Source organism: Burkholderia sp. AU17457 (assembly GCF_002223255.1).
Taxonomy (GTDB): Bacteria; Pseudomonadota; Gammaproteobacteria; order Burkholderiales; family Burkholderiaceae; genus Burkholderia; species Burkholderia sola.
Genome location: NZ_NKFB01000003.1, coordinates 907792 through 932558, shown reverse-complemented (window position 1 = coordinate 932558; position 24767 = coordinate 907792). Strand labels below are relative to the sequence as shown.

The following is a 24767-nucleotide window of genomic DNA, read 5'->3' as shown; positions in this document are numbered from 1 at the left end:
TTGGCTGATTAACAAACGGAATTGATGAATGATCCGCGAGCTGAAAACCCTCGTCGCCGTCGCCCGCGAAGGCACCTTTGCCGCGGCCGGCAATCGTATCGGGCTCACGCAGGCGGCCGTGAGCGCGCAGATGCAGCGCCTCGAAGCCGAGCTCGGTTTCGCGCTGTTCGACCGGCAAGGGCGATCGGCGCGGCTCAACGAGCGGGGCCATCACGTGCTCGACCAGGCGCAGGCGCTGATCGGCCTGTACGAGAACCTGAGCTCGACCGCGCCCGGCTCGCCGGACGCCGTGCGCGTGACGATCGGCGCGATCGCGTCGGTGCAGAGCGCGCTGCTGCCGGCCGCGCTGGCCGATTTCCATCGCCGGCACCCCGGGTGCCGCACGCGCGTGATACCGGGGCTGTCGATCGAGCTGGTCAACCGGGTCGACGCGGGCGAAATCGACATGGCCGCGATCATCCGGCCGCCGTTCGCACTGCAGAGCGACCTGCACTGGACGACCCTCGCGCAGGAACCGTTCAGGCTGATCGTGCCGCGCGGCGTGAAGGGCAAGGACTGGACCGCCCTGCTCGCGAACGAACCGTTCGTGCGTTACGACCGCGCGTCGTTCGGCGGCCGTCAGGTCGACCGCTTTCTGCGCAAGATGCACATCGCGGTGCGCGACACCTGCGAACTCGACGAGCTCGACGCGATCGTCAAGCTGGTCGAAAACGGCGTCGGCGTCGCGATCGTGCCGCAGACCGCCGTGTATCGCCGCTGGCCGGCCGGCGTGCGCGCGATCGACCTCGGGCATCACACGTTTCACCGCGACATCGGGCTCGTGCATCGTGCACGGCGCACGATGTCGGAGCCCGCGCAAGCGCTGGCGCAACTGATCGAGGCGGCGTCGCGGCGGCGCGCGGGCGCGAGCGTTTCGTAGTCCATCGTCGCGCCTTTCTCGTACGCGAAGATCGCGGCGTTGTCGGGTTGACCGTACACGGTCGCGATCGTGATCGCACCGAGCCCGGCTTGCCCCGGCTCATCGGCGCCTGCTTGCCGTACGCGTTCGTCGCGCCGGCCGGCAGCCCGGCCGCGACCGGATGCGGCGCGTTGACGAGCCAAGGCGAGTTCGCGGCCCGAGTTTCAACGTGCGGCGGCTACGACGCACCGACGGTTCGTGACGTGGCGAGACGAGGCCGTCACCGCTCACGCGCGACGCGCATCTATCACATTCATTTCAGCGCAGCCGATTCAATTCGTTAAATAACGATTTGACGGATCGAAAACAATATCGAGATTGCGGTAGTTCACCCGCAAAACACGCCGAATTATCACGACATGCGCAAAGCCCACTGAAAAACCGGCGGAATGGCAACCCATTGATACGCGCTTATCAATAATCCCGATCCCTCAACGGTGAATTCCGGGAAACATCCCTGTCTGCATCAGGCCACAACGAAGAATTCCATTTTTGCCGTTTCAGTGCGGCTCTGTAGTCTCGTGCCCTTCCGGATCACGAACCCACACCCATGCGCAAAGGAGTTGACGTCCTCCCCTCCCTGAAGGGAGAGGATTCCCACATCTGGCGATGCACGTCCGCATCGGAGAATGTTCAACGCAGCGTTGATATCACGATCATGTTCGACACCACAGTCACTGCAGGTCCACTCTCTTATTCGCAGTCCCGCGATACCTTTCGGCCGCGTCGTGCTGTCTTTCGACCCGCACGCCGAACAGGACTGGGTAGAACCGCTTTCGTCCACTTCCTCGAACGTGGCTCCGTGCGCGATCGCTTTGTAGCGGAGCTTGTTTCGGAAGGACGACCAGGATGCGTCGTAGACGCTTTTCGCCATCCTGGTTCTGGCGAGTTTGACAGCCGACACGTTGCCGACCGCGATGTAATCGAAGCGCCGCACCAGATCGAGCGCGAGCTTGTGTTGGAAGTCGGCTCGGGCATTCGCGACCTTGGCGTGCAGCTTTGCGATATGCCGCTTGTGCTTTCGCGCCCGCTGCGCTTTCGCCAGCTTTTCCGCCGCGCGTCGACCGAACCGATCATTGGGCAGCTTCTCGCCGGTCGAAAGTGTCGCGAAGTCTTTCAGGCCAAGATCGATGCCGACACCGGAACGGATCGGACGAGCCTGAACATCCGGCATCTCGATCACGATGTTCAAGAACCAATTGCCGCGTGCATCCTGCGCAAAGTTGGTCCCGTCCTTGATCTTGCCTTCGGGAAGCGTCCGGCTGTTGAATACGCGAAAGGTGTTGCCGGCGAAACGGAACGCGTCGCCCTCGCGCTTCAGGTCACGTCCCTTCAGCGGCACCCAGCCGAGCGACTTCCTGCCGCGATAGCGCAGGTACGGGCGACGGTGCTGGCTGCGCGACTTCGTGTATTGCTCACACGTCGCGTTGATCGTGCCGGAGTGGATGCCGAGCGCCTTGCTGCTGCCGGTCGTGAGCACATTCAAGTCGAAACCGGTCGGCCACTTCTTGCTCCACTTGAGCGCGTGCTTCTGCGTGTCGTTGCAGAAGTTCCAGACGTAGTTCACCGCGCGGCTCTGCTTGTTAAGCAGTCCGTTGAGCGACTTCACGCGGTAGCGGTAGACAAGGATCATGCCGGTGATCCTAACCCGTGGAAGAAGCTGTCTGTCAACAGCACCCCTTTCCTCCCCGTCCTGAAGGACGGGGTTTCTCGGAGCAACTGATGAAACGCACGGCCCTCTCGATGATTGCCCTCGCGTCGTTCGCGGCGATGTCCGTCGCGCATGCGCAGTCGAGCGTCACGTTGTATGGCGTGATCGACACGTCGATCACCTATGTGAACCATGCCCAAGGCAAGGACAACGCATGGATGCTCGGCAACAGCAGCGCTGGCAACCTGGCCGGCAGCCGCTGGGGCGTGAAAGGCACCGAGGACCTCGGCGGCGGTCTGAAGGCGCTGTTCCAGTTGGAGAACGGCTTCGACCCGAGCAACGGCCGGCAAGGCCAGGGCGGCCGCCTGTTCGGCCGTCAGGCCTTCGTCGGCCTGACGAGCGACCGCTACGGCACGCTCACGTTCGGCCGGCAGTACGACCCGCTCGTCGATCTCGTGCAGGGCATCACCGCCGACAACTATCTGGGCAGCGCGTTCGCGACGCCGGGCGACGTCGACAACTACGACAACAGCTTCCGCGTCGACAACGCGGTCAAGTACACGTCGGCCGTCTATTCGGGCCTGCAGTTCGCGGCGATGTACTCGTTCGGCGGCATCGCCGGCAGCACCGGCGCCGCGCAGTCTTACTCGGCCGCCGTGTCGTACAACAACGGGCCGTTCAGCGTCGCGGGCGGCTACTTTCACGCGACCAACAGCCCCGCGTCGAACGGCGTGCGCAACGGCTGGACGAGCTCGTCGGACGGCACGTTCGACGGCCCGATCAACAGCGGCTATGCGAGCGCGCACTCGTTCGGCATCGCACGCATCGCGGGCCAGTACGTCGCCGGCCCGTTCACGTTCGGCGTCGGCTACAGCAACGCACAGTACCGCCGCGACGCAAGCTCGGTGTTCGGCTCGAACGAGCACTACAACACGGGGCAAGGTTTCGTGAACTACCAGGCGACGAACGCGCTGCTCGTCGGCGTCGGCTACAGCTACACGCGCTCGGGCGGCGACACGTCGGCGACCTATCACCAGGTATCGGCCGGCGCCGACTACAACCTGTCCAAGCGCACCGACGTCTATCTGACCGCCGCGTACCAGCACGCGAGCGGCCAGACCGGCGACGGCAACGGCGGCTCGATGGCCGCGCAGGCATCGATCGGTTCGTACGGTTACGCGGGCACGAGCTCGCAGACGATGGTCAACCTCGGGCTGCGTCACCGTTTCTGACGGCGACTACCTGAGGATGGCCGGCCGCGCGCCGCGCGGCCGGCCGAATCCGCATGGCGCAAACGGCGGCTTCGGCCGCCGATTTTTTTATCTTTTCTTTCGCCCCGGGCGATTTTCCTGTTCGCCCGCTTCATCGCCGGTTTCATCGTGCGCCTGACGTAATACGTCAGGTTTCCATCGCCGCCATTGCATCGGCACTCACGCCAATGCCGGCCATTTTTACCGATCCGCGATCGCCTCGAACCGTGATCCGGCGCGATAAAAGTGCGCGGTGCCCGCACGGACAAATGCAAAGGAAAGTTTGACGCGAGCCATTTGCCCGCCTGCTATGGCACACTTCGCGTCTGCGTAATTTCCTTGCACCGGGCGGTCGGATTCCGCCCCATCCTGCCATGCCGCGTCATACTACTCGCCCGCTCAGCCGCCACACGCTGACCATCGCCTCGACGATCGCGCTCTCGTGCGCGCTCTCTGGCGTCGCGCGGGCCGATTGCCTGGACGACGCGGCCGCGTTCCAGCACGTGAGCGTCGCCCTGATGCGCGGCATCGCGCAGGTCGAGTCGGGGATGAATCCGAACGCGGTGAACACGAATACCAACGGCACGGTCGACATCGGGCTGATGCAGATCAACAGCACGTGGCTGCCGACGCTCGCGCGCGAAGGGATCACGCGGGAAAGCCTGTTCGATGCCTGCACGAACGCGTACGTCGGCGCGTGGATCCTGTCGCAGAACATCCGCCAGCTCGGCCCCAACTGGAACGCGATCGGCGCGTACAACTCCGCATCGCCCGACAAGCGCCTCGCCTATGCGCGCAAGGTCTATGATGCAATCCGGACCATGCCGGATTCGCCGGATACTCCCATGCCCATCCTTCCACCGTCCTTTACGCCGCCGCAACAGGCACAGACGTACAACCCGTTCGCGAGCCTGAGCGTGTCGGCGCCGCCCGTCACGCGCGCACGCACGATCTCGCCGGGCTCTGCGCCTCCGCCGCCGCAGGGCGGCCCCGCCGGGCCGGCCGGCACGTACAACTTCGGATGGACGGTCACCGGCGCCGACCAGGCCAAGCCGACCCAGGTGTTCGACGACGGCGCGCGGGTCTATGTGCAGTTCAGCGACATGAAGCACGTGCCGGCGATTTTCACCGAGACGTCGGCCGGGCGCGTGCTGATGTCGTGGGAGCTGCAGTTTCCGTATGCCGTCGTGACGCGTCCCGCGCAAACGTTGATCTTCCAGCTCGGGCCGTTCGAAGCGCGCGCGCAGCGCAGTGCGGCGGCCGCAGGCATGACCGCGCAGGCCGGGACGGCCGGGACGGCGACGGCCGGGGAATCGGCCTCGGCATCGAAGAAGTCGGCAGGGACGACGACGAATGCGGCGACAAACACGGCGTCCAAGGCGGCAGCGAAACGCACCGCGTCGGCCGATGCGCTGTGGTACGTGAATACGCCGTCGACGTCGGGAACGGCGGCGGCCTCGCCTTCGACCGCGAATATTCCCGCCACGCTGCCGACCGCAATCACGTCGAATACGCCGCCGCCCGCGCCGGCTCAACGACCGGCTGCGACCGCTCAGCCGTCGCGCGCCAGCGTGGACGCGCTGTGGTACATCTCGAAGTAACGCGCGGGCCCGGCTGCCTAGCGGCAGCCGGTGTCGGCGAGAGGCGGACGACCGGACTATCGAACGACCGTCGTGCCGGACGGTGTCGATACGGTCGATACCAGCGATTGGTACACGTCCGCGACGCGGTCCAGGAACGACTTGTCGGGTGCGGTCGCGATTTTCTGCATCGCCCGCGTGTTCATGTAGTTCTTGATCGACACGAGGTGGCTCCACACCGCCTCGACATCGCTCTCGGCCATGCTGTCGTGCACGTGCTTCACGAACAGCGGATACATCGCCTCGACCTGAGGTAGGCGCTCGCCCGGATTATTCCAGAGCCAGAAGAGCGCCTGCGCCTGCGGGTCGGTGTTGAATATCGACGGTGGCAACTCGCCGCCGAGCTGCTTCATTGCCTGCTTGCCATCGAAGCCGTATCCCGGGCGCGTACCGTGCTGCTTCTGGAAATCGATCTCGCGCACCAGCTTCTCGTAACGTCCGTACGCCAGCGGATTGGCCGCGCCGCCGAGCCAACCCGGCTTGCGCTGCGCCGCAGCCGCGCGATTCTCGGCCTGGTCGTACCACATGCGCAGCCACTGGATATACACGACCATGTGGCCCTTGAGCTCGCCCTGGATGTCCTTCGGCAGATCGGTCACGACGATCGGGCGCGGCGGCGCGGGATCGGGCACGCGGCAACCGTCCGTCATGTCGGGCACGGGTTTCGGATGGAGAAAATCGAGCGGCCCGATCGACGGCTTGAGCGTCGCCGACGGATAGCCGATCCCTGTGCCCAGTGGCGTGAGCGGCGGAATCTCGCGTGTCGTCGCCACGAGCTTCTTGACTGCCAGCCGGTAGTCGAGCTGGAAATTCTGGATCTCGGGCGGCGCGACGATTTGCTGATACAGCGCGCCGTCCTCGTTCGCCAGCGCGGTCAGGCTCGGCATCGGAATGCCCGCGCCGTACGCGCGGTGGTACATCATCTCGAGCGGCACGCGCGCCAGCTTGTCGGAAATGCCGTCCTCGCCTTCGATCGCGCCGCCGCCCACGTCCACCTGAGCGCCGGGAAACAGGCGCTCCTGCCGCCGACCGCGCATGTCGGACGGGTCGACACCGAGCATCGTCAGCGGCTTGTACACACGCAGTTCGTGGGCGGCCGCGTAGTGCACGCATTTCTCGATGTCCGGCGACAGGATCAGATCCGACGACACCGCGTTGCTCAGCGGGATGTAGCCCGTCAGCAGGTTGTCGTCGAAGCGGTTCGTCACGCAATCGAACAGCCCCATGAACTTGATCTTGACCTGAACGCCGTCGTATTTTCCGCCCTTGGCGACCTCGTCGAGCAATTGCTTGGCAAAGGCGAGCGCAAGGCCGCCGCCCATGTCGTAGCCGAAGATCGCGACATGGATCCTGTTCACCGTGCCGGCTTGCTTCGCACCGGCCACCGCCGCCTTGAAATCCTCTTCCGCCGCCTTCAGGCGCGTATCCACGCCCGTATTGAACAGTGCGGCGCCCAGCTTCGTATCGCGCGCGAGCTGGAACGACTCGGCCGCCGCGCCCAGCGATTCCTTGCCGACCTCCTTCAGCACGGTTTTCGGAATCCGGTATGGATATTTGACGACGTCGCGCCAGAAGCCCTTCCATTCGTGCCGCAGATAGCGCAGTGCGCGATTCTTTTCCGATCCGGGCCGCTCGATCGCGCGCTCGATCCGCTTGCGCGCGTCGCCCAAGCTGTCTTTCGTCTTGCCAACCAGCGTATCGAACGTGTCGCCCACGCGATTTCCGAACGTAGGATTGCCGATCTTGCCGCTCTGCTTCCACGCGTCCTCGGCGGCCTTCTGCACCTTTTCCTTGGCCTTGTCGACCGTCTGCTCCTTGAGCTTGTCGCCGACCTTCTCGCTGACCGTATCCGTTGCCTTGTCCTTCAGGACCTCGCGCAGCACGCCGGCCTCGGGATCGAAATCGGCGCCGAGCCCCGGATAGTAGAAGCGCCGCATGTTCTTGTTCTTCTTGTCGTACGCGGCGTTGAACAGCTTCAGGATATTGGTGCGCGGACCGTCCTTCTCGCCGAAGCCGAAGCCGTCGAAATAGAAGCTGACCCACAGCATGTGTTCGCATGCGGGACACATCTGCTCGGCCTCCGCCTTGACGCGGTCCGTCTCCGCGGAGACGGCGTCCTTCTTCAGGTTGATTTCGGCCATGGCACTTACTTCTCCTGCGTCGGCTTGAGTTCGGGCGCATTCATGTCGTCGACCCACTGCAACTCGGCCGTGCCGTTCTTGCGGAAATACACACGCAGATAGCGCGACGTCGGCGATTCCGGCTGGGGAATGGTCACGTCGATCGTCTTGCGCTCGGGCTGGATGCCGCGCTGAATGTCGTCCAGCGGCTGCGCGAATTCCCAGAACAGCTTTACCTTCTGTCCTGGCGTGACCTTGCAGCCGCAGGCAAAGCCGCCGCCGCCACCGAACGCCTCACCGTCCTCACGTGCCGACGGATTGCCGAAGCATCCCGACTTGTGCTCGTTGTCGAGCCAGAATTCGTGCAGCTTGCGACTGTACTCGTTGTATCCGGTGACGCACACGTTATGCGGCTCCGCCGACGCATCGACACCGTGCTTGCTGCATGCGGCGAGCACAGTCAGCCCGACCAGCGCCAAAACGTGCATCCCTGCTCTGAATTTCATCGATACCCTCACAAACTTGCGTCGTTGTTGCCTGCGTCCGGCGATGGCGGACCGAACCGGTTGCGCGCGTCGTCCCCGCGATAGAACCCGTTCATCGCAATGGCGATGAATGCGCCTCCGACAGGGATCGCATGAAGAAGCATCCACCACCCGGACTTGCCGATGTCGTGCCAGCGCCGCACCGACACCGCGACGAGCATCCAGATCATCACGATCGCGAATGCCCAGCCGACGACATCGACGAACGTCTGAGCCCGCTGCGCGGCGGGCAGATCGGCGAGCGCGTCGAGCGCGGAGCCGGCGAGCAGCAACGGCACGGTCACGCACCACCATTGCAAGCGCCCGGCCCGGCCGCGCAGTGAAAACAACGCCGGCACGCTCATCGCTGCGCCCCGTGTTTCGTCTCGGCATCCGCGGCATCGCTCCGCTCAATCAGGCGATCGAGCAATGCGTCGCACAACGCGTCGTGATCGTGCCGATAGGCAGCAATGCACTCGGCGACGACGCTCTCGTCGTCGAGCCCCACGTGGCCGACCATCGCCCATGTCGCGCCGATCCGGTAGGCGAGTCGATCGTCACTCAAGCCCTGCGCGTCCAGCACGCCGATCAGACGGCGCATGCGCGCGTAAGTGTCGAACGGATCCGCGTCGACGGGGATCCGGCCGTTGCGTCGCAATTCGGCGAGCACGGCGTCCGGCCGGCGCTCGTGCCGCAAGGCGTCGAGCTCGCGGGCATCCACCCGTGGATAGAAGATCCGTTCGTGCCGGCGCGGATGCCGCACCGTACCGACGGTGCCATCGCGACGCACCCAGGTCCACGACACGCACGGCGACAACAGCGCCTGATAGCGCGGCTCGGACAGCGCGCCCGCCAGCGTCTGAAACACCGCCGCGTCGTAGAACCGCAGCAGCCCGTCGCGATCGTCGGGCAGCGTCACGCGCGTCCTGATGCCGAGTTTCAGCACGAGTTCATCGAGCGGATATACGCTGACCAGCGACAGAAACGCGAACGGCCGCCGCGCGAGCTGCCGTTCAAGCAACGCCGGCACATGCGGCGCGCGATAATCGCACACCAACGCGCAGACCTCCGGGTCGCTCGCCTCGGGCTGGCCAGCGAGCACGTTGTGAACCTGTCCTTGCGCAATCAACTCGCGCCAGGGCGCCGCGTTGATCGGCAACTGCGACGCATCGGCCAACAGATAGCGATGGGCATCCGGAAACGCCGCATGCTCGGCGGCCGCCGTCGTTTCCCATGTCTGGAGCAGCGCCGTCATCGTCGTCATCCGCGCGTGGCGATCGCTTCGTGGCGATGCGCGAGATCCCGCATGCATTCGACGCATGCGGGCTTGTTCATCGACGGCAACTGGACGTTCGCGGATCGCGGGCCAGTCAGCGTGTGCTGGGCCGCATGGAACGTCGCCTTGCCCGGCGCGCCGATCACGATGTCGTTGCCTTCCATCTTCAGGAACGCGTTGGCCGCCGTCAGCAGCAGCCGCTTCGGGGACTGCAGCGCGACACTTGCCTGCGCGCTCGATACAGTCACCGCACGCTGCGCACTGGCGTCGAGCGTCCCGGCGTTCTGCGCCTGCACAGTGACGGCGCCCGTCGCGGCATGAAGCGCTATCCCGACGGCCGGCACGGGGCGGCTGCCGCCCGGGGTGCCGTGCGTGTACAGCGCGATGCCATCCTTCGCGACGATGCTCGACTTGCCCTGGACCGTGACCTGCACGTCGCGTCCGGCGCTCAGCACGGTTTGCGTGCCCGACGTCCACACGTGGCTTTGCGCCGTCAGCGCGGCGACGCCGGCCGCGCCGTGCGCGACCAGATGCGGATGCTGCCACGCAACCGCACCGCCGCCGCCCGCCCCGCCCGCGCCGCTGCCTTCGCGCGTTGCGCCGAGCGACACCTGGCTTTGCTGCAAGCCCTCGATCGCCGCAAGCTGCGATGTCGTGTCGCCGACAGTCGCGACACCACCGGGCTGCGCCATGCGCGTGCCCGGCTCCGCACCCTGCTTGCGCGCGAAGTTCGCGAGCCCCTGCAGCATCTCGCGTTGCTGCGCGAGCACCTGGCTCGCCGCACCCGCGTCCATCTGGTTCACGCCAGGCGCCGTGCTGATCAGCAAGCCGGCGCCGGCGCGCAGCGCAGCGGCGGCCTGCGTCGACAGTTCGGCGCCGTAGCCGCGATCGGCCAGACGCCGGTTGTCCTGCACTTGCTTGATGTGCCCGAGCGTCAGGCCGCTGCCGTGATCGGTCGTATAAAGGCGCGCACTCGACTGCCCGGCCGTATCGTCCAGCATGAATTGTCGCGAGCCACCCGCGCCGGTCTGACTCGCATTCAGGTCCTGCGTCTTGAAGCCGGTCAGCACGGCCGCGTGGTCGTTGCCGGCAAACCAGGCCGCCGCATTGGCCGTGCTGCCGCTCGGGCCGCCCGCCAGCGCATTGTGCTGCGCGTCCGCGTTGCCTTGCCCGTTGTACAGCGCGGCGACCGCGACCGGCCGGTCGGGCTGGCCTTCCAGCCATTCGGTCCAGACTTCCTGACCGACGCGCGGCACGCTCACCCCGCCCCAGTTGTCGCCGCCGACCGGTGTCACCATGCGTGTCCAGGTGCCCGCGCCGCGATCGGCCGGCGCGTTCGCCGCGCGCGGATGTTCGTCGCGACTCGCGGAATTCTGCCCGCGCTGCGCATGATGCTGGATCCGGATCCGGTGATCGCGTTCGGTATGAACCGGATCGCCCGCGCCAACCACGATGCTCGTGTGGGCGCCCGGCATCACCGCGACCGGATGCACGCGTGCACCGTGCCCGCTCGGCGCCAACGGCCGGTAAGCCTGGTCGAACGGCAGCGCGGCGAAGCGGTTCCGGTACACCTCATCGCCGTCTACCAGTGCGCCGCCAGCGTGCGTCGTGGCGTCGAATGCCGCGTGCAGCGCCTGCGCGCCGCCCTGCTCGCCGGGCGCGGCATCGAGCATCGGCGGAATCGCGCCCAGCCGTTGTGCGATCGCGCCGTGCACGTCGGCGCTCACGTTCGCACGCGCGTCGTGCTCGACGCGCAGGCACACGAACGCGCGCGATGAATCGAGCGACGGATGCTGCGACATCGCGAAGTGCAGCCCCGGCCGCAAATCGCGACGCGTGCCACTGCCTTCGGTCTGCAGCGCCGCCACGCGCTGCGCGTCGAGTTGCTGCTGCGCGCGCTGATCGCCGATCGCGGCGGTCTGGAACGCGTACGGACCCGCGACATCGCGATCCTCGCCCGGCGCGACCGCGCCGCTCGCGCGCACGGCGGACGGACGGGTCGAGAGGCTTCGGTGATCCCAGCTTGCGCGCGCGACGCTGCCGATGCGCCAACGGCGCGCATTCATGAATTGCCGAATGCCGCCGCGCGGATCGCCGTCGCTCGTCTGATGGAAGCCGACGACTTCGGGTTCAGCCGGGGCGAAACGCTGGTTCGTATCGGCGAGGACGAGCGTGTGCTTGCCAAGGTCCGTCGAGCGCGCATCGCCTTCGTGTTCGAACCAGTAGAAGATGCCCTCTTCAGCCCACAGTCGTTCGAGAAACGCGAAGTCCGATTCGCCGGCTTGTGCAGTCAGGCTGCGGTTCGCATATTTCGCCGGGTCGGCGAGCGCCCAGCGCCATGCCGGCGCGATCGCGCCACGCGCGTAGTGCGCGAAGATCTGCTCGCTGATCTCGACCACGCTCGCGTTCACGAAGTTGTAGCTGTCGACGCGCTGATGCAGCAGCGCGAGCCACGGCTCGACGACGAGCCGCACGCGCGCGAGCCCGCCGTTGTAGCCGACGAGTTCCGCGGCCGTCACATGGCCGTGGAACGGGCGCCGTGCCTCCTGCCCGTCCGCGGCCTGCCATTCGACGAGGATCGGTGCACCGATCAGCTTGTCGAGCGGCACGTCGGGACGCTCGGTCAGCGCGGTGACCTGAAACCGGAAGCCGCCGCGATCGAGCGACTCCCATCCGTGCAGGCTCTCGGCGACGAGTTTGTCCGCGCCCAGCGGCGTGGTCAGCCACAGAAACCGGTCGTGCTGCGACCAGCCGCGGAAGAATGCCTGGATGAGGTCAGATTGGGTCGACATGTTTGGTTCGGGGTTCGCTGCGCTATGTCTCAAATCGGTTCTGCCGTGTATTTTTCGATGCCCGTATACTTCGCCGGCGCGACGATGCCCATATCCCGATCGGCACCTCACACGGGGAAACGTCAATCAGCATCGCGCCGCTCCCGCGCCGTTGCTCCGCTCGACTTCGACATATTGCCGACTCGGGATCGCAAGATTGTTTGTCCAGATATCCATTCCATCGATGCGCGGCCCGTGCCGCCGTCACCACCTGAATTCGAGTGCGACCGGCATGCGATTCGAGTGGGAGCGAATCGACAATGCCGGGTCGGACGGCGATGCGTGTAGCCTGCATCACGTCAGGATCACTTCCCCGTCAGTTTCACGTTTTCCAGCCGGTTCATCGGCGTAAAGAACCGCCCGTCCATTTCCTGCGGATGCAGGATGTCGAGGTTCACCGTGCCGACGAAGAGGTAGTTGCCGGCATCGACACGCCGCATCGCCGAATGACCGGTAAAGGTCAGCGCTGCGTACGGCACGACAAATTCGACCCGCTCGCGGTGGCCCGGCCCGACGACGATTTCCTGGCGGTAACGGCGGGACGTGTCGCTCAGATATTTGCTGACGAGTCTGACGTCGAATTCCACATTGTCGCTGCCGCCACCGATCTGCACGTATTGCAAATCGGGACGCGCCAAATCCGCCGACCAATGATCCGGACCGTCGACCGTCACGTCCTGCTTGCCATCGTTCGAGAACGTTACCTCGATCACAAGATGCTCTTGCGCGGGCCGCACCGAGAATGTCGGATGCAGATTGATTTCCGGGGTGCCGCGCGCCAGCAAATCATGGGCAAGATCGTAAAGTACCGAGAGCTTGTCGTTGAATTGATCGTCGAACTGGTAGTTGTACGTGCCCTCGTAATGCTGGCCGCCCTTGTCAAACGAATAGACGAGAACGGCCCCCTTATTGACTGCATGGATCTGGGGAATCGCCCTGCTGCTCAACGTCGCCTTCACCAGGTCGACATGCTGGCGATAGGTTCCTGTGAGACTCGCCGTATATTTTCCGATTCCAAGGTAACTCGATGGCGGCATCGGGTCGATATCCCGGCCCCGAGAAAAATACGACACCTTGTGGCCATCGGCCGTGAAGACCATCGACGGCGACGGATTCATCTGTCCCTGTCCACTACGAATCTCGAAATAATCCGGGCGATCTTGCGCAAGCGCCATGTCCAACACTCCGAAAGAAATCATCGACATCACAACAACGAGAAAAAAGCGCTTCATTTCAGCACTTCCCAGTCAATTCCGGTCTTTTCGTTGAACCAGTCACGGAAGCCATACATGTAGTACTTCGGAATTTCCGGCTTTTGCGTGAACATTCCGCGGCCCATCAAGTTCGTTTCGGTGGAGCGCTGCCAGTTGTCGTCGAGCTGTGCCATCGTCACGTCGACCAGATGTCGCGAATTGATGTACTTCCCGAACACGGCGCCGCCGTCAGTAAAGTATTCATCTGGCCAGCCGAACAGATGCCCGCTCTCATGCGCGATCGCATTCTGGGTCGATACCGGGACATACCGTTGCTGCCGCGGGTTCCACTCGACTTGCACTTCCCCCCAATTCTCCGAGTTCGCCCGCGTGACCTTCGGAAAGAGGTTGATCTCGGCATGGCATCTCCCGGTTTGAACGAGTTCGACTTCAAGTTTCACCTTGACCTTGCATGTACATGCCTTGCCGAGCGGACATGCCTTCGGCTGCATCGAGTAATTCCCCCGGTTCAGTCCTTCCTCGATGCGCTTCTTGAAGCCCGACACGGCAGCAAGACCACCGGGTCGGTCCACTACCCTGATGATCAAGCCTTCCCGTATGCCGTCGCTGTTGTACGGCACCGAAAAAGGCTTGCCCGTCGACGGATCCATATGGACACGCCCCTGGTTGATCCAGTATTGATCCTTCAAATGAACCTTGATACGGACGGTTGCCGTCAACGTCGCCGTCGCAGGTGCATAGCCGATATCGTACGTCCCGGTCGATGCCGCATATTGAAGCCAGTTGAGTTGCCCATTCTTCAGCTTCGGATTGCCGCCCTCATCCGTCTCATAATAGTCGGCGGCCCCCATACTGACGGTGTGCTCTTCCTTCTTGATCGCGGGAACGTGAAGGTTGCACGGTCCACCGTGCGCAGCCGCACCTTTTTTCGGCATGCCCTCCAGCTCACTGGACACAGGTGGCGGCGTCGAATAACCGAGCGAAGGACCCGGCCCCCTTCCCGCCGCGGTGGGTGCAGCCGCGGAAGGCGCGGGCAGCGGTTGACCGGGCGCACGGGAAAATGCCTGCGCCGCGCCCACGGCACCGCCCGCTGTCGGTAGCGTCGTACCGGCGATCGAATTCGCCGCACCCACCAAACGTCCGCCCCCCGCGACCGCCCCGCGCCCCGCCGGACTTGCCGCCAGCGCCTGCACGAGAAAGTCGCACGGATCGCCCTGCGGCAACACCGGCAGCGCCGGCAGCTTCACGCTCGTCGCGCGCGGCCCCGGGAACGGATGCCCGCCCGCCTTCACCGCGAACTGCCCCGGCGTCTCGACGACGATGTCGCCCCCCTTCAGCGTGATCCGGTTCGGCCCCTGCTGCAGCACGATCGCCTCCTGCGCGAGCACGTCGACGCGCTCGTCGGTCGACGTCACGCGCACGGTCTGGTCGGCGAGAATCTCCATCGTCGACGCATGCGCCTCGATGCTCACCGGCCCTTCGCCCGCGATCGCCTTGAGCCCGCCCGCCACGCTGTACAGGCTCATCGCATCGCCCGTCGCCGCGGCCACCGTCGCACCGGCGCCCACGTGTGCATCGCCTTGCGACGTCAGATGAACGTGCTGCGCCGCATACGACACCGCGCTCTCCGGCGTCGTCACCACGATGTTCTCCTGCGACTCCATCAGCACCGCGGGGGTCGCGAATCGCTCGACGGGGTCGCCGCCGTCGCGCTGTGCCGCGGTCGGCTTGGTCGCGCTCTGGCCGCCCACGCTACCCGCATACTTGCCGTCCTGCGCGGGATCGATCGCCTTCAGGAAATCAGTCTGCGCCTTGTTCGCGCTCAGGCCGACCGCGTGCGCACCCGTCGCCGCCGTGTCGAGTTCCCGCGCCGTTTTCGCCGCGTCCTTCAGTTGCTCCACGCGTTCGGCGACATCCATCTGCGTCGACGCGCCGAGTCGGCGCGCGGTACTCGACAGCAGCACGCCCGCGCCGGCTCGCACGACACCCCAGCCCTGCGTCGCCAGTTCGAAGCCTTCACCGCGATAGGCGCCGCGCATCGTGCCCTGCTGGTCGATCAGATAGCCCTGCGCGAGGCGCGTGTCGGCAGTCGAATTGCTCAGCTCGTGACGCAGTTGTCCGGCCGCATCGTCCATCACCCAGCGACTGCCGGGTTGCCCATCGAGGGTTTGCGTCTGCAGGCCCGTCAACGTTCCCGAATGATTCGCGTCGCTGCCATCGCCGGCCGCGAACGGCGGACGCACGCGCCCGCCATACACCTGGCCGAGCACGACCGGCGCATCGATGTTGCCCGACTCGAAGCCGACCACTACTTCCGCCCCCACGCGAGGCACAAACGCATGACCGAAATTCGGCCCGGCCGCCTGTTCGGCGACGCGAGCCAGAATGCCCGAACGGTGATCGCCCGGCGCGTGGCCGGCGGGATTGGACCGGCTGGCCGTATCCGTCAACCCGCCCGGCAGCGGCGCGACACCGCGCATCCACGGAAACTGAATGCGGACCTGGTGATCGCGCGTGCTGCTGACGCGCCCACCCGGCTCGCCGACGACGATCGCAGTCTGCACCCCGTACACCGTCGGCCGGTCGCGGAACGGCGGCACGATAGGCGTGTCCTCCGGCACCGCGACGAAGCGGTTGCGATACAGACCCTTGTCGAGCTCGCCGCGTCCGAACAGCTGCCCGATCTGCGCGCCGAGGTTGTTCACGGCCTCGTGCTCGATCGACAGCGGCACGAATCGCACGGTGCCGCCCAGATAGTCGTTCAGCGTATGGATCTTGCCGGTCTCGAGCGTGCGCGACGAGCCGCCACCACGGTAGACCCGTTTCGCGAGCTGCAGCGCGTCGAGACGTTGTTCGGCATAACGCTGCGCATCGCCGCTCGTGTCGAAGCGGCCGGCGCGCTGGCCGTCGTAAATCTCCCGCACCGGCAGCAGCGGCGCGTCGGCGTCCGCGGGCTGTTGCGCATGGCCGGCAAGCGCATGAAGTTCGCTGGCTTTCCAGCTCGTCGCCACCACGCGATCCGGCACGAGCTGACGCCGATCGGAGAATTGCGTCATCACGCCGTCCGGATCGCCGACGTCCTGCGCATTGAATGCGATGGCGCTGCCGTCGGGCAGCCGCGCATGGCGGTCGAACACAACGACGGTATGGTCGCCCGACGGCGCCTTCCCCCCGTCCTGCCCGTGCTCGATCCGAAACGACAACCCGGCCTCGGACAACTGCCGCAACACGAACTCGAGATCGGTTTCGCGATACTGGCCGCGCAAGCGAAACGATCGCAGCGGCTCGACGAGTTCGTAGCGCCAGTGCGCTTCCGGATAGTCGCCGAACACGCGCTCGCAGATGCGCTCGGCATCAACGTCGACGAAATACAGGCAATTGCGGCGCAGCTGCAGCAGCGCGAGCCACGATTCCATCGTGAGCCGATAGCGCGTGAACTCGCCGTCACTCTCCGCATAAGCGGCATGCGTGACGTAGCCGTTCCAGCATCGTTCGCCCGCCGCCGTCGCGAGACGCAGCCGCACGGCGCTGCCGATCAGCGGCGCGAGATCGAGAAACGGCTCGCTCGACAACACGTCGATCTCGAACCGGAACGATTCGCTGATCCCTTCACGACCGTGAAAGCGCTCGACCACGAAGGCGCCCGGCATCGCGGTATCGATCTGGATATGACGGGTCGCTTGCCCGTACCCCGTTAACGCGGCAACTAGATCCATGTCGTTTCTCGGCAATGGCGCGCGAATGCGTGTCGCGCCGGCTGGTTCGTATCCAATCGGTTCATCGGAACAGCTTGCTCATGTCGACGTTGCGCTGCAGCTGCTGACGCATCGCCTCCATGTCTTCCTGCACGCTCGGCACATGGGGCGCGTCCCAGCGCACGCCGTTCACGTAGACGGTGCGCCAGCGCAGGTAGCCCCAGACGAACGAAAACTCGCGTCCCGAATCCTGCAGCGCGAGACCACCGGTGACTTTCGGGTCGGTCAGCACGGCGCTGTCGGTCGGCGCGGCGGCATCCCGGGCCGCGCGGGCTTTCTGTGCAGCCTGCTGCGCGGCGTCGTAATGTTTCAGGATGCCGGCCTGCTGCGCGGTCAGCGGCGAACGCGGTTCGGGCTCCGGCGCGACGTTGGCGGCCGGCCCGAGCCCGAGCGCACCCGCCCCCATCATCTGCATGATCTGCGACGGTCCCGGCACGCCGAGTTGCTGGCGCTTCTTCCACTCGGCGTGCTGACGCTCGAACTCGGCCTGGCGGGTTTTCAGTGCTTTGATCTGGTTGTGGTTCCACACGTCGTCGTCGTCGCCCAGCGGCTTGAACCACGCGCGCGAGTCATGCATGAAGTTGTCGTACAGCGCGCTGATCGGCGCTTCCGGCGGCCCCATGTTCCAGTCGCCCCGCACCTCGAGCCACTGCTTCCATTTCTCGTCGAGCTGCAACTGGAAGAAATCCTCGGCGTGCTTGGTACTCGCGCGCACCAGCGGGCCGACGAGCGGAATCGCTGACTGCAGGCCCGCGGCGATCGGCAGGACGGCCGGCGAAATGACGGCCGCCGCCTTCGGGTTCTGCGTGATCTTCCGGCTGACCGTGTTGCCCGCGTACCGGCTCACGGTCGGTCCACCTTCTTTCTCGCATTCGAGCAGGTCGCGCCATTCGAGCCGCAGCTCCTCGTTCGCGCTGTCGAGGTCGACGGCATCCTGCGGATAGGCAGCCTTGGCGGCGAGAAACGACGGTTGCGAACGCAAATTGTCGAGCCGCATCTTGCGCCAGCGCAGGTAAAGCCCGTAGTGCGCGCGCATCAGGCCCGGCGTGCCGTGCTCCTTCGCGTAGTAATAGTCGGCGCTCGTGCTCACATAGGCCGAAAACGCGCGCTTGAGCGCGGGAGAAATCGCGAATGCCGCCGCCGCTTCGGCAGCGACACCGGGCCCCTTGATGTCGAGTGGAACACCGGCCTTGCGCGCTTCGCGATACATGTCGAGCAACGGCACTTGCGACAGCTTGTCCGCGTCGCCCGTGCCGCGCCCCTGCTCGCCCGGCCCGTAACCGCCGCCGACATCCGAATGCACGCCCGGATAGACGATCTCCTCATGCCCGTCCCGCGACGCATCGATCAGGTCGAGCGGGAACGATCCGCGCGGCTCGTGGGCGGCGACCATATGGACGCAACGGCGCACGTAGTGCGGCACGCCCATCAGTTCCTTGCGCCCCCAGCCGCCATGCCCGTCGAACAGCGTCGCGGCCGTGCTTTGCGCGATGCCGACCGACGCGACCGTATCGAAGATGCCGAGAAAGTCGTACGACACGGGTACGCCACACAGGCTGAAATCGGGGTCCAGCGCATCGGCCAGCCAGTTCGAGAACGTGCGGGCCTCGGCCGCCCCGCGCGAAAACCCGAACACGTACAGGCGAATGCGCTGCAGTCTCGGCTTGCCCTTCACCAGCAGATCGCCGACGCGCGCCTTCAGCTGCGCGCACCTGGCCCGCAATGCGACGCGGCGCTTCTCGTCCCACCCGCGCATCGTCGCGGTCCAGTTCGCCGTATCGACTTCGCCCTTGAGCTGCGCCCAGATCGTATCGCGATCCCACGTCAGTTCGATTCCGTTCTGCTCGGCGGCCATCAGCCTGAGCGCACCGACGCTCGAACTGCCGCGCGCGTTGATGTCGCCGAGACTACCCGGCTTGGGCGGGGTGCCGCCGAGATCGATCCCCTTGAAATTCAGGTCGACGCTGACGGCCTTCGCGAGTTCCTTGTCGCTCTTGCCGAGCGCCGCGGACAGCGAATTGCCGAACGCGTGCGCATGCACGACGTTGTGGATCTGCAGCAGCGCCCAGTTGATGCGCCCCTCGCCGGCCCATCCCGTCGCCGCGCCGGCCGCGGCCTGCAGCCCGACACCCTGGTCGCCGATCTCGTCGACGAACGGTGTGCCGACGCCGGCCACATAAATGGCACTGTGGTACTTGTCGCGGGGAAACACGTCGAACAGCCGCGCGACGTTGCTGTGCTTGCCGCCCGCGCGATCGCGATCGGCGTTGTTGCGCGTGCCGTCGAAGAAGATGCCGACATGCAGCGTCTTGCAGCAACTCATCCCGTCGTCGTCGTGCAACCGACGCATGATCGCGTCCTGCTCCTCCCGGGTGACGACGCCGACGTCAGGCCGGTCGGCGCTCACGAAGCGGAAACTCATCGCACGATCCTCTTGTCGGGATTCGGGCACCGCGGGTCGCTGTTGCGCAACGTGAAGTTCCCGGGGCACGCTTCGTCGGGCGCCTGGAGATTTTCAGGGAAGCCGCGGTAGCCGGGCATCCACTGAGACGCATAGACCTTGATTCGATCGTGCGGAAAGAACAGGACCCACAGGAAGCCGTCCGAGAATGTGTCGTAGCGCTCGACCGGTACGACCCGGCTCGCAAGCGCCTTCGGATCCTTCCTGTACAGGTTGTCGTCCCGCCACTGCAGGTTGACGGTCAGCCCCGGATGCCATTGTTTCGGCAACGCGACGCAGCAGATGATCGCGCCGCCGCCGCTGCCGATACGCGCCGGTACCGTCCCGCCCCAGGTGCCGTCGACGTAGAACGCGCCGATCGGAACGTCGGTGTAGTTGAGCGCATTCAGCTTCAGCCCCATCGTGCCGGATGCGGCCGCCGCACCTGCCAGGCTCGACGCGCCGCCCGACGTCCCGGCCGTACTCGATGCGGCAGGCGACACGTCGGTCGCGCGCGAGCATCCGGCCGTCCCGAGCAGGATGGCCATGAACATCAGCAGCCGAGCGGCAAACGTCGTGGAACCGGCATTCAAACTCATCTTTTCATCCTCTTGTCCGACGCCGTGCGGCGTGGATCGCTATCAACCACGTGCCCTGTCGCAGGCACGCAAACCCGCATCGTTCTATGCGGACGAGGCCACCGGCGCGCGTTCCGTCACCAGATACCCCGCCGCCACGAGCGCATCGAGCGCGGCTCGCGACGCCGCCGCAGGGGAACCGTCGTGCCGCGCCCACGCCGCACTCACACACGCATGGGCTTGCGAGGGCGTGGCCACCAGACGGCCGAAACTCTCCGGACGCTGGCGAACATGAAAAATCAGCGTGTCGATCTTCGCGGCCTGTCGAAGCCGTTCGATCTGTTCGTCGTCGAGCAAGTATGGCTCGCCGCTACGCCCGGCGTCCGCCTCACCGCCAGCCGCCTCGCCCACGGTGTCGAAATCGAGCGCGACGAGCGCCCCGGTGCGATCGAACACGTGCCACGCGTCGATGCCGTCCGTGAAGCGGCGGCGCTGTGCGGGCGTCAGCGCCGCGAGCCAAGCGGGCAGGCAACGCGTATCGGCGAGACGTACCAGAAACGCTTCGCCGTCGGCCGCCGCACTCGCCTCCATCTGTCCGCGCAGATGCGCGGCGAGCGCGACCGTATCGCGCCCACCATGCAGCAGGCTCACCATCGGTCGGCCTGACGTCTCGCGCAGCACGGTCTCCAGCATCGCCCGGCGCGCCGCCGCGTCCGCCGGCAACGGCACGAGGCACGGCGAAATCGCCAGCAGGTCATCGCCGTCGTACACACCTTCGTACAACACGACGACGGCGTCGTCGCGCTCGGCTGCGGGCATCCGGTCACGCAACGCCGGCGCGAAACCCATGTCGAGCAGCAGGTGCCAGCGACCGTCGTCCGCCTGCACGCGCTCGAAGAGCGCATCCAGCCGGTCCGGAGTGTCGTCGGCATAGCGGTCGATCCAGTCGGTCGTCTCGATCGTCATGCTCAGATCGCCTTGCCCGCGAGTGCGCTGCCCGACTGCATCGCGTGCAGCAGGCATTCGACACAGACCTTCTCGGGAAACTGCGGCAACGGCGTATTCAGTTGATCAGGGCCCACGAATGCATGCTGCGCGGCATACACGACGAATTTGCCGGGGCAACCGAACGTGACGTCGCCACCTTCGATCGTCACGTGCGCCCCCCCGCTCACCGCGAGATGCACGGTCTTCTTCGCGGCGATCTCGACGTCCGCGCTCGCGGACGCGAGCTTCAGATCGTCGCGCGCGCGCAGGCCCAGCACATCGCGCTGCGCCTGCAGCGTCAGTCCGTCCTTGCCGGCGATCATGCCGAGGCCGATACCCTCTGCATGGCTCGCGCCGGCCAGCCAGCCGATGCCTTGCCCGCTGTGAATGCGCAGCTGCTGCGCAGCGGCGAGATTGAAATCGCCGCCGCTGCCGAGCGACAGCGTTTCTCCGGCCGCCCATTGCAGCGCCTGCCCGGCAACCAGCCCGTGCCCACCCCGTGCCTCGATGCCGAGCACGGCGTCGCCCGTGTGCGGCAATGCGTTGCCCGTCGACCGCTGTGCGGCGTCGGCCGACGCCTGCGTGTAACCGTTCGCGCCGACCGTCGTCGCGAAGCTCTGCGCAAGCGCATCGAGCGGCGCGGCACTGCCGTTCAGCGACGACTGGCCCGCCTGCTCCACGCCGCGCTGCGCGGCGAACGGCAGTGTCCCATGCGTATCGGCCGTCTGGTCGAATCGCCGAACCAATGCGGTGTGCCGCGCGAGCAGCGCCTGCAGCGCGGACGCATCGCCCGCCGGCTGCGCGGCGCCGGCAGGCGCATAGCTCGACACCAGCAGGCCGCGTGTCGCACGCATCGCACCATACGCGTCCGAGCGCAATTCGACGCCCTGGCCACGAAAACTGCCGAGATAGTTGTCCGCCTGATGCCGCAGATGACCGAGGTTCAATTGCGTGGCCGCGTGCGTCGTCGCCATCTGCAGGCGTCCCATGCCGTCGGAATCGTCGGCGACGAGCTGGTTGTGGCCTTGCCCGTCGAAACCCTGGCTCTTGAAACCCGACAGCGCGCCGGCGTGATTGTGGCGATCCGTGCCGCCGCCGGCGCCATGCCACGCGGGGCTCATCCCGCTTGCCAGATTGCCCTGAGCGCTTGGCGCATGATCGCTTGCCTGCGTGTAGATCGACGCGTCGAGCGGCTTGCCGGCCGCCCCGCCCGGCGAAGGCGACTCGCCGCCTTCGCCGCGGCCATTGAACAGGCCGCCGAGCACGATCGGCCGGTGGATCAGCCCGTGGTGAAACTGCACGAGGACTTCATGACCGATGCGCGGGACCTGCTGAAGACCGTGCCCGTCGCTCGCGAGCCGTTGTATGGCGCGCGTCGGATACGTACCCGCATCGTCTTGCGCCTGCCAGTGGAAGCGAACGCGCAACCGCCCCTGCGCATCGGCGTGCACCGGTCCCGTCGAACCGGGCCGTGCGTCGCCGGCCGGCCCGACGACGATCGCCGTCTGCGCGCCCAGCGCCGTCGGCACCGGATTGAGTCGCTGCCCGGTTCCGTCGGCCAGCGTGGGCCGCCAGACCTGCGTTCGCGGCACCGCATCGAACCGATTCGCATAACCGGCGGCCTTCGCTTGCCGAACCACGCTCGGATCGAGCGCCGCCGCCGGCAACGGCCCGAGTTGCCGTTCGATGGCTTCCATGACGGTCGACGGCAGATTGTTGATCCCGACGTGCTCGACGCGCGTCAGCAGAAAATCCTCGGGCGTCGCGGCGCCGCGCACGGGCTGCCGGCCGGCATCGACGAGTTTCAGCACGCGTCCTGCGCGCGCCGTGCGCAGCGTGCCGTAGCCGGTCCAGAAACTGGCGCGCGACACGATCGCGTCGGCCTGACGCCGTACCGTATCTTCCGCTTGGCGCAAGCTGTCGAACGCCTCCGGCCCGACGTCGTCGTAGAGCTCGCGCGCGCCGTCCGGCCGGCCGAGCGCCGTACTCGCGGTAGTTGCCCGGTTCACGCGATAGTCGCTGCTGATCAGCGTGATGCGATCGGCGGTCAGCGACAGCGACTGCCCGATCCCGAGGATCACGTCGTCGGTACCGGTCGCCGTCCCGCTCGAGCGGCGCGGCACCCCGCCGCGTCGCGCGGACGTATCGTCCTCAGCCAGTTGCGCGCTGTCGTCGAAGACCAGCATCGCGTGCCCGGCAGGCGCGTCCTCGTCTTCGACGAAACAGAAGCCGAGGCCAGCCTCGGCCAGCAGATGCTGCACGAATTCATAGTGCGTATGGGTCCGGTACTGCACGCGATACGCCGTGGGGCCCAGCGCATCGAGACGCCGGCTGGCATCCGGCGTGAGGCGCCAGCGCGCGATCCCGGCGTACGGTGCGAACACCGTGTCGAGCACGTCGGCAAGCGTCTGGTTCACGAAGGTGCGCTCGTCGCGCGCATGCGTGAGTGCGGCGAGCCACGGCACGATCCGGAGATGATAGCGAGCGAGGCCTGCGTCGTAACCCCTGCACTCGGCCTCGGCGACGAGACCGCTGCGCAGCGTCGTCGTGCCGTTCGCGAGCGTGGTGCGAATCGCAACACGCTGCCCGAGCATCGCGTCGAGGTCCAGTGCAGGATGCGTCGACAGCGCATCGACGTTCCATTCGAAGAGATCGGAGAGCGATTCACGCCCGGTCCAGCGCTCGATTTGAAATGCGGCAAGCGCGCCCGATCCGTCCAGCGAATACAGGCGATTGAATGCGCCAAAAAGAGACGCAAATTCCGTGATGACGCTCATGCGATCCCGCTCTCTCAGGATTTGACGTTTTTAAATAGATATTGCCGCGACGAACACGGAACGATGCACGATTGCCGGCATCGCGCGACCGCCACGCCGAACCGGCAGGTAACGCACGGGAGCCCCCGAAATACCGCCCGCTGTCTCGCTGAACGCACGCCAGCCGGATCGGGTGATGCGACCCCTATTCGAAGCTTACTATTCTAGATTACGCCGGTGGGCTTCGCCATAGGCAAACAGACCCAGGTTTAAAAATGCAGCCCTTGACGTGCGGGCATCACGCCCGATAATGACGGCCTTCGGTTCGAAAGCTACATTACGACCGAATCGAAACAGGCAATTATTGCCGAAAGGTGATAAATGCCCAATTCAGCCAAAATCGGTTCGAAAACCGTTGCAGATGACAGACGCGACTTCCGCCCGCACCCGGCGGCGAAGCCGCGATGCATCGTCGATGATTCCAGCCACGAGGCCTATCCGGATGACCAAACCCTTCATCGTCCTTGGGGACAAGCACAGCCACGGCGGCACCGTGACCAGCGCGTCCACGCTGTCGTCGGTCGATGGCCGCGGTATCGCGCGCCGCAACGACACGGTGACGTGTCCGATCCACGGCCCGAATTACATCGTCGACGGTGACGACACGATGATCGTGCAGGGCGAAGGCGTCGCGCGCGACGGCTACAAGACGGCCTGCGGCGCCGTACTGATCGCCAGCCGGACGGCCGGCAGCGACGGCAATTGATATACGACGCCGCAAGTCACG

15 protein-coding genes and 2 pseudogenes are annotated in these 24767 nt (G+C 65.9%); 4 read left to right on the top strand and 13 right to left on the bottom strand.

Translation table 11 applies throughout. The features are described 5' to 3' along the window. Positions 1–28 precede the first annotated feature (28 nt). A complete protein-coding gene (locus tag CFB49_RS06795; protein WP_089490954.1) occupies positions 29–919 on the top strand; it encodes a LysR family transcriptional regulator in 891 nt (296 codons plus the stop codon). On the opposite strand, the pseudogene CFB49_RS36690 reads toward CFB49_RS06795, so the two are convergent. Together CFB49_RS36690 and CFB49_RS06785 are read right to left on the bottom strand one after the other, a co-directional pair. Next, positions 892–1103 (bottom strand): annotated as a pseudogene (locus tag CFB49_RS36690) (hypothetical protein); the annotation flags it as partial. The gene CFB49_RS06795 and the pseudogene CFB49_RS36690 sit on opposite strands and share 28 nt — an antisense overlap. 438 nt (positions 1104–1541) lie before the next feature. Further along, positions 1542–2591 (bottom strand): annotated as a pseudogene (locus CFB49_RS06785) (RNA-guided endonuclease InsQ/TnpB family protein); the annotation flags it as partial. 89 nt (positions 2592–2680) lie between these two features. On the opposite strand from CFB49_RS06785, the gene CFB49_RS06780 reads away from it, so the two are divergent. Both CFB49_RS06780 and CFB49_RS06770 read left to right on the top strand, forming a co-directional pair. After that, entirely contained in the window at positions 2681–3841 is a 1161-nt protein-coding gene (locus tag CFB49_RS06780) for a porin (RefSeq protein ID WP_089490953.1), read from the top strand. 392 nt (positions 3842–4233) lie between these two features. After that, positions 4234–5460, top strand: coding sequence for a transglycosylase SLT domain-containing protein (locus CFB49_RS06770; RefSeq protein WP_089490952.1), 1227 nt, complete (start codon positions 4234–4236; stop codon positions 5458–5460). 56 nt (positions 5461–5516) lie between these two features. On the opposite strand, the gene CFB49_RS06765 is transcribed toward CFB49_RS06770, so the two are convergent. From CFB49_RS06765 to CFB49_RS06715, 11 genes are all read right to left on the bottom strand, one after another. Further along, positions 5517–7640, bottom strand: coding sequence for a phospholipase effector Tle1 domain-containing protein (locus CFB49_RS06765; RefSeq protein ID WP_089490951.1), 2124 nt, complete (start codon positions 7638–7640; stop codon positions 5517–5519). A 5-nt stretch (positions 7641–7645) separates the two neighbouring features. Next, positions 7646–8125 (bottom strand): DUF3304 domain-containing protein, encoded by a 480-nt coding sequence (locus CFB49_RS06760; RefSeq protein WP_089490950.1) that lies wholly within the window; start codon positions 8123–8125, stop codon positions 7646–7648. Positions 8126–8133: 8 nt separating this feature from the next. Then, positions 8134–8508: a DUF805 domain-containing protein gene (locus tag CFB49_RS06755; RefSeq protein ID WP_089490949.1), complete on the bottom strand. Its 375-nt coding sequence runs from the start codon at positions 8506–8508 to the stop codon at positions 8134–8136. Further along, positions 8505–9398: a DUF4123 domain-containing protein gene (locus CFB49_RS06750; RefSeq protein WP_249190250.1), complete on the bottom strand. Its 894-nt coding sequence runs from the start codon at positions 9396–9398 to the stop codon at positions 8505–8507. The genes CFB49_RS06755 and CFB49_RS06750 overlap by 4 nt, the downstream gene beginning before the upstream one ends. 5 nt (positions 9399–9403) lie before the next feature. Then, a complete protein-coding gene (locus CFB49_RS06745; protein ID WP_089490947.1) occupies positions 9404–12211 on the bottom strand; it encodes a type VI secretion system Vgr family protein in 2808 nt (935 codons plus the stop codon). Between the two features lie 344 nt (positions 12212–12555). Further along, positions 12556–13482 carry a hypothetical protein gene (locus CFB49_RS06740; RefSeq protein ID WP_089490946.1) on the bottom strand — a complete coding sequence of 309 codons (927 nt, stop codon included), beginning with the start codon at positions 13480–13482 and terminating at the stop codon, positions 12556–12558. Beyond that, the gene (locus tag CFB49_RS06735) at positions 13479–17180 is read right to left on the bottom strand and encodes a type VI secretion system Vgr family protein (protein WP_089490945.1); all 3702 of its coding nucleotides are present in this window, start codon (positions 17178–17180) and stop codon (positions 13479–13481) included. The genes CFB49_RS06740 and CFB49_RS06735 overlap by 4 nt, the downstream gene beginning before the upstream one ends. A gap of 61 nt (positions 17181–17241) precedes the next feature. Continuing rightward, a complete protein-coding gene (locus CFB49_RS06730; protein ID WP_089490944.1) occupies positions 17242–19641 on the bottom strand; it encodes a T6SS phospholipase effector Tle1-like catalytic domain-containing protein in 2400 nt (799 codons plus the stop codon). Then, a complete protein-coding gene (locus CFB49_RS06725) occupies positions 19638–20258 on the bottom strand; it encodes a DUF3304 domain-containing protein (protein WP_089490943.1) in 621 nt (206 codons plus the stop codon). The genes CFB49_RS06730 and CFB49_RS06725 overlap by 4 nt, the downstream gene beginning before the upstream one ends. An 84-nt stretch (positions 20259–20342) precedes the next feature. Continuing rightward, positions 20343–21203, bottom strand: coding sequence for a DUF4123 domain-containing protein (locus tag CFB49_RS06720; RefSeq protein ID WP_089490942.1), 861 nt, complete (start codon positions 21201–21203; stop codon positions 20343–20345). 2 nt (positions 21204–21205) lie between these two features. After that, positions 21206–24001, bottom strand: coding sequence for a type VI secretion system Vgr family protein (locus CFB49_RS06715; RefSeq protein ID WP_089490941.1), 2796 nt, complete (start codon positions 23999–24001; stop codon positions 21206–21208). A 481-nt stretch (positions 24002–24482) separates the two neighbouring features. Between CFB49_RS06715 and CFB49_RS06710 the strand changes: the two genes are divergently transcribed. After that, positions 24483–24746, top strand: a complete 264-nt coding sequence (locus CFB49_RS06710; protein ID WP_089490940.1) for a PAAR domain-containing protein — start codon at positions 24483–24485, stop codon at positions 24744–24746. Positions 24747–24767: the final 21 nt, after the last annotated feature.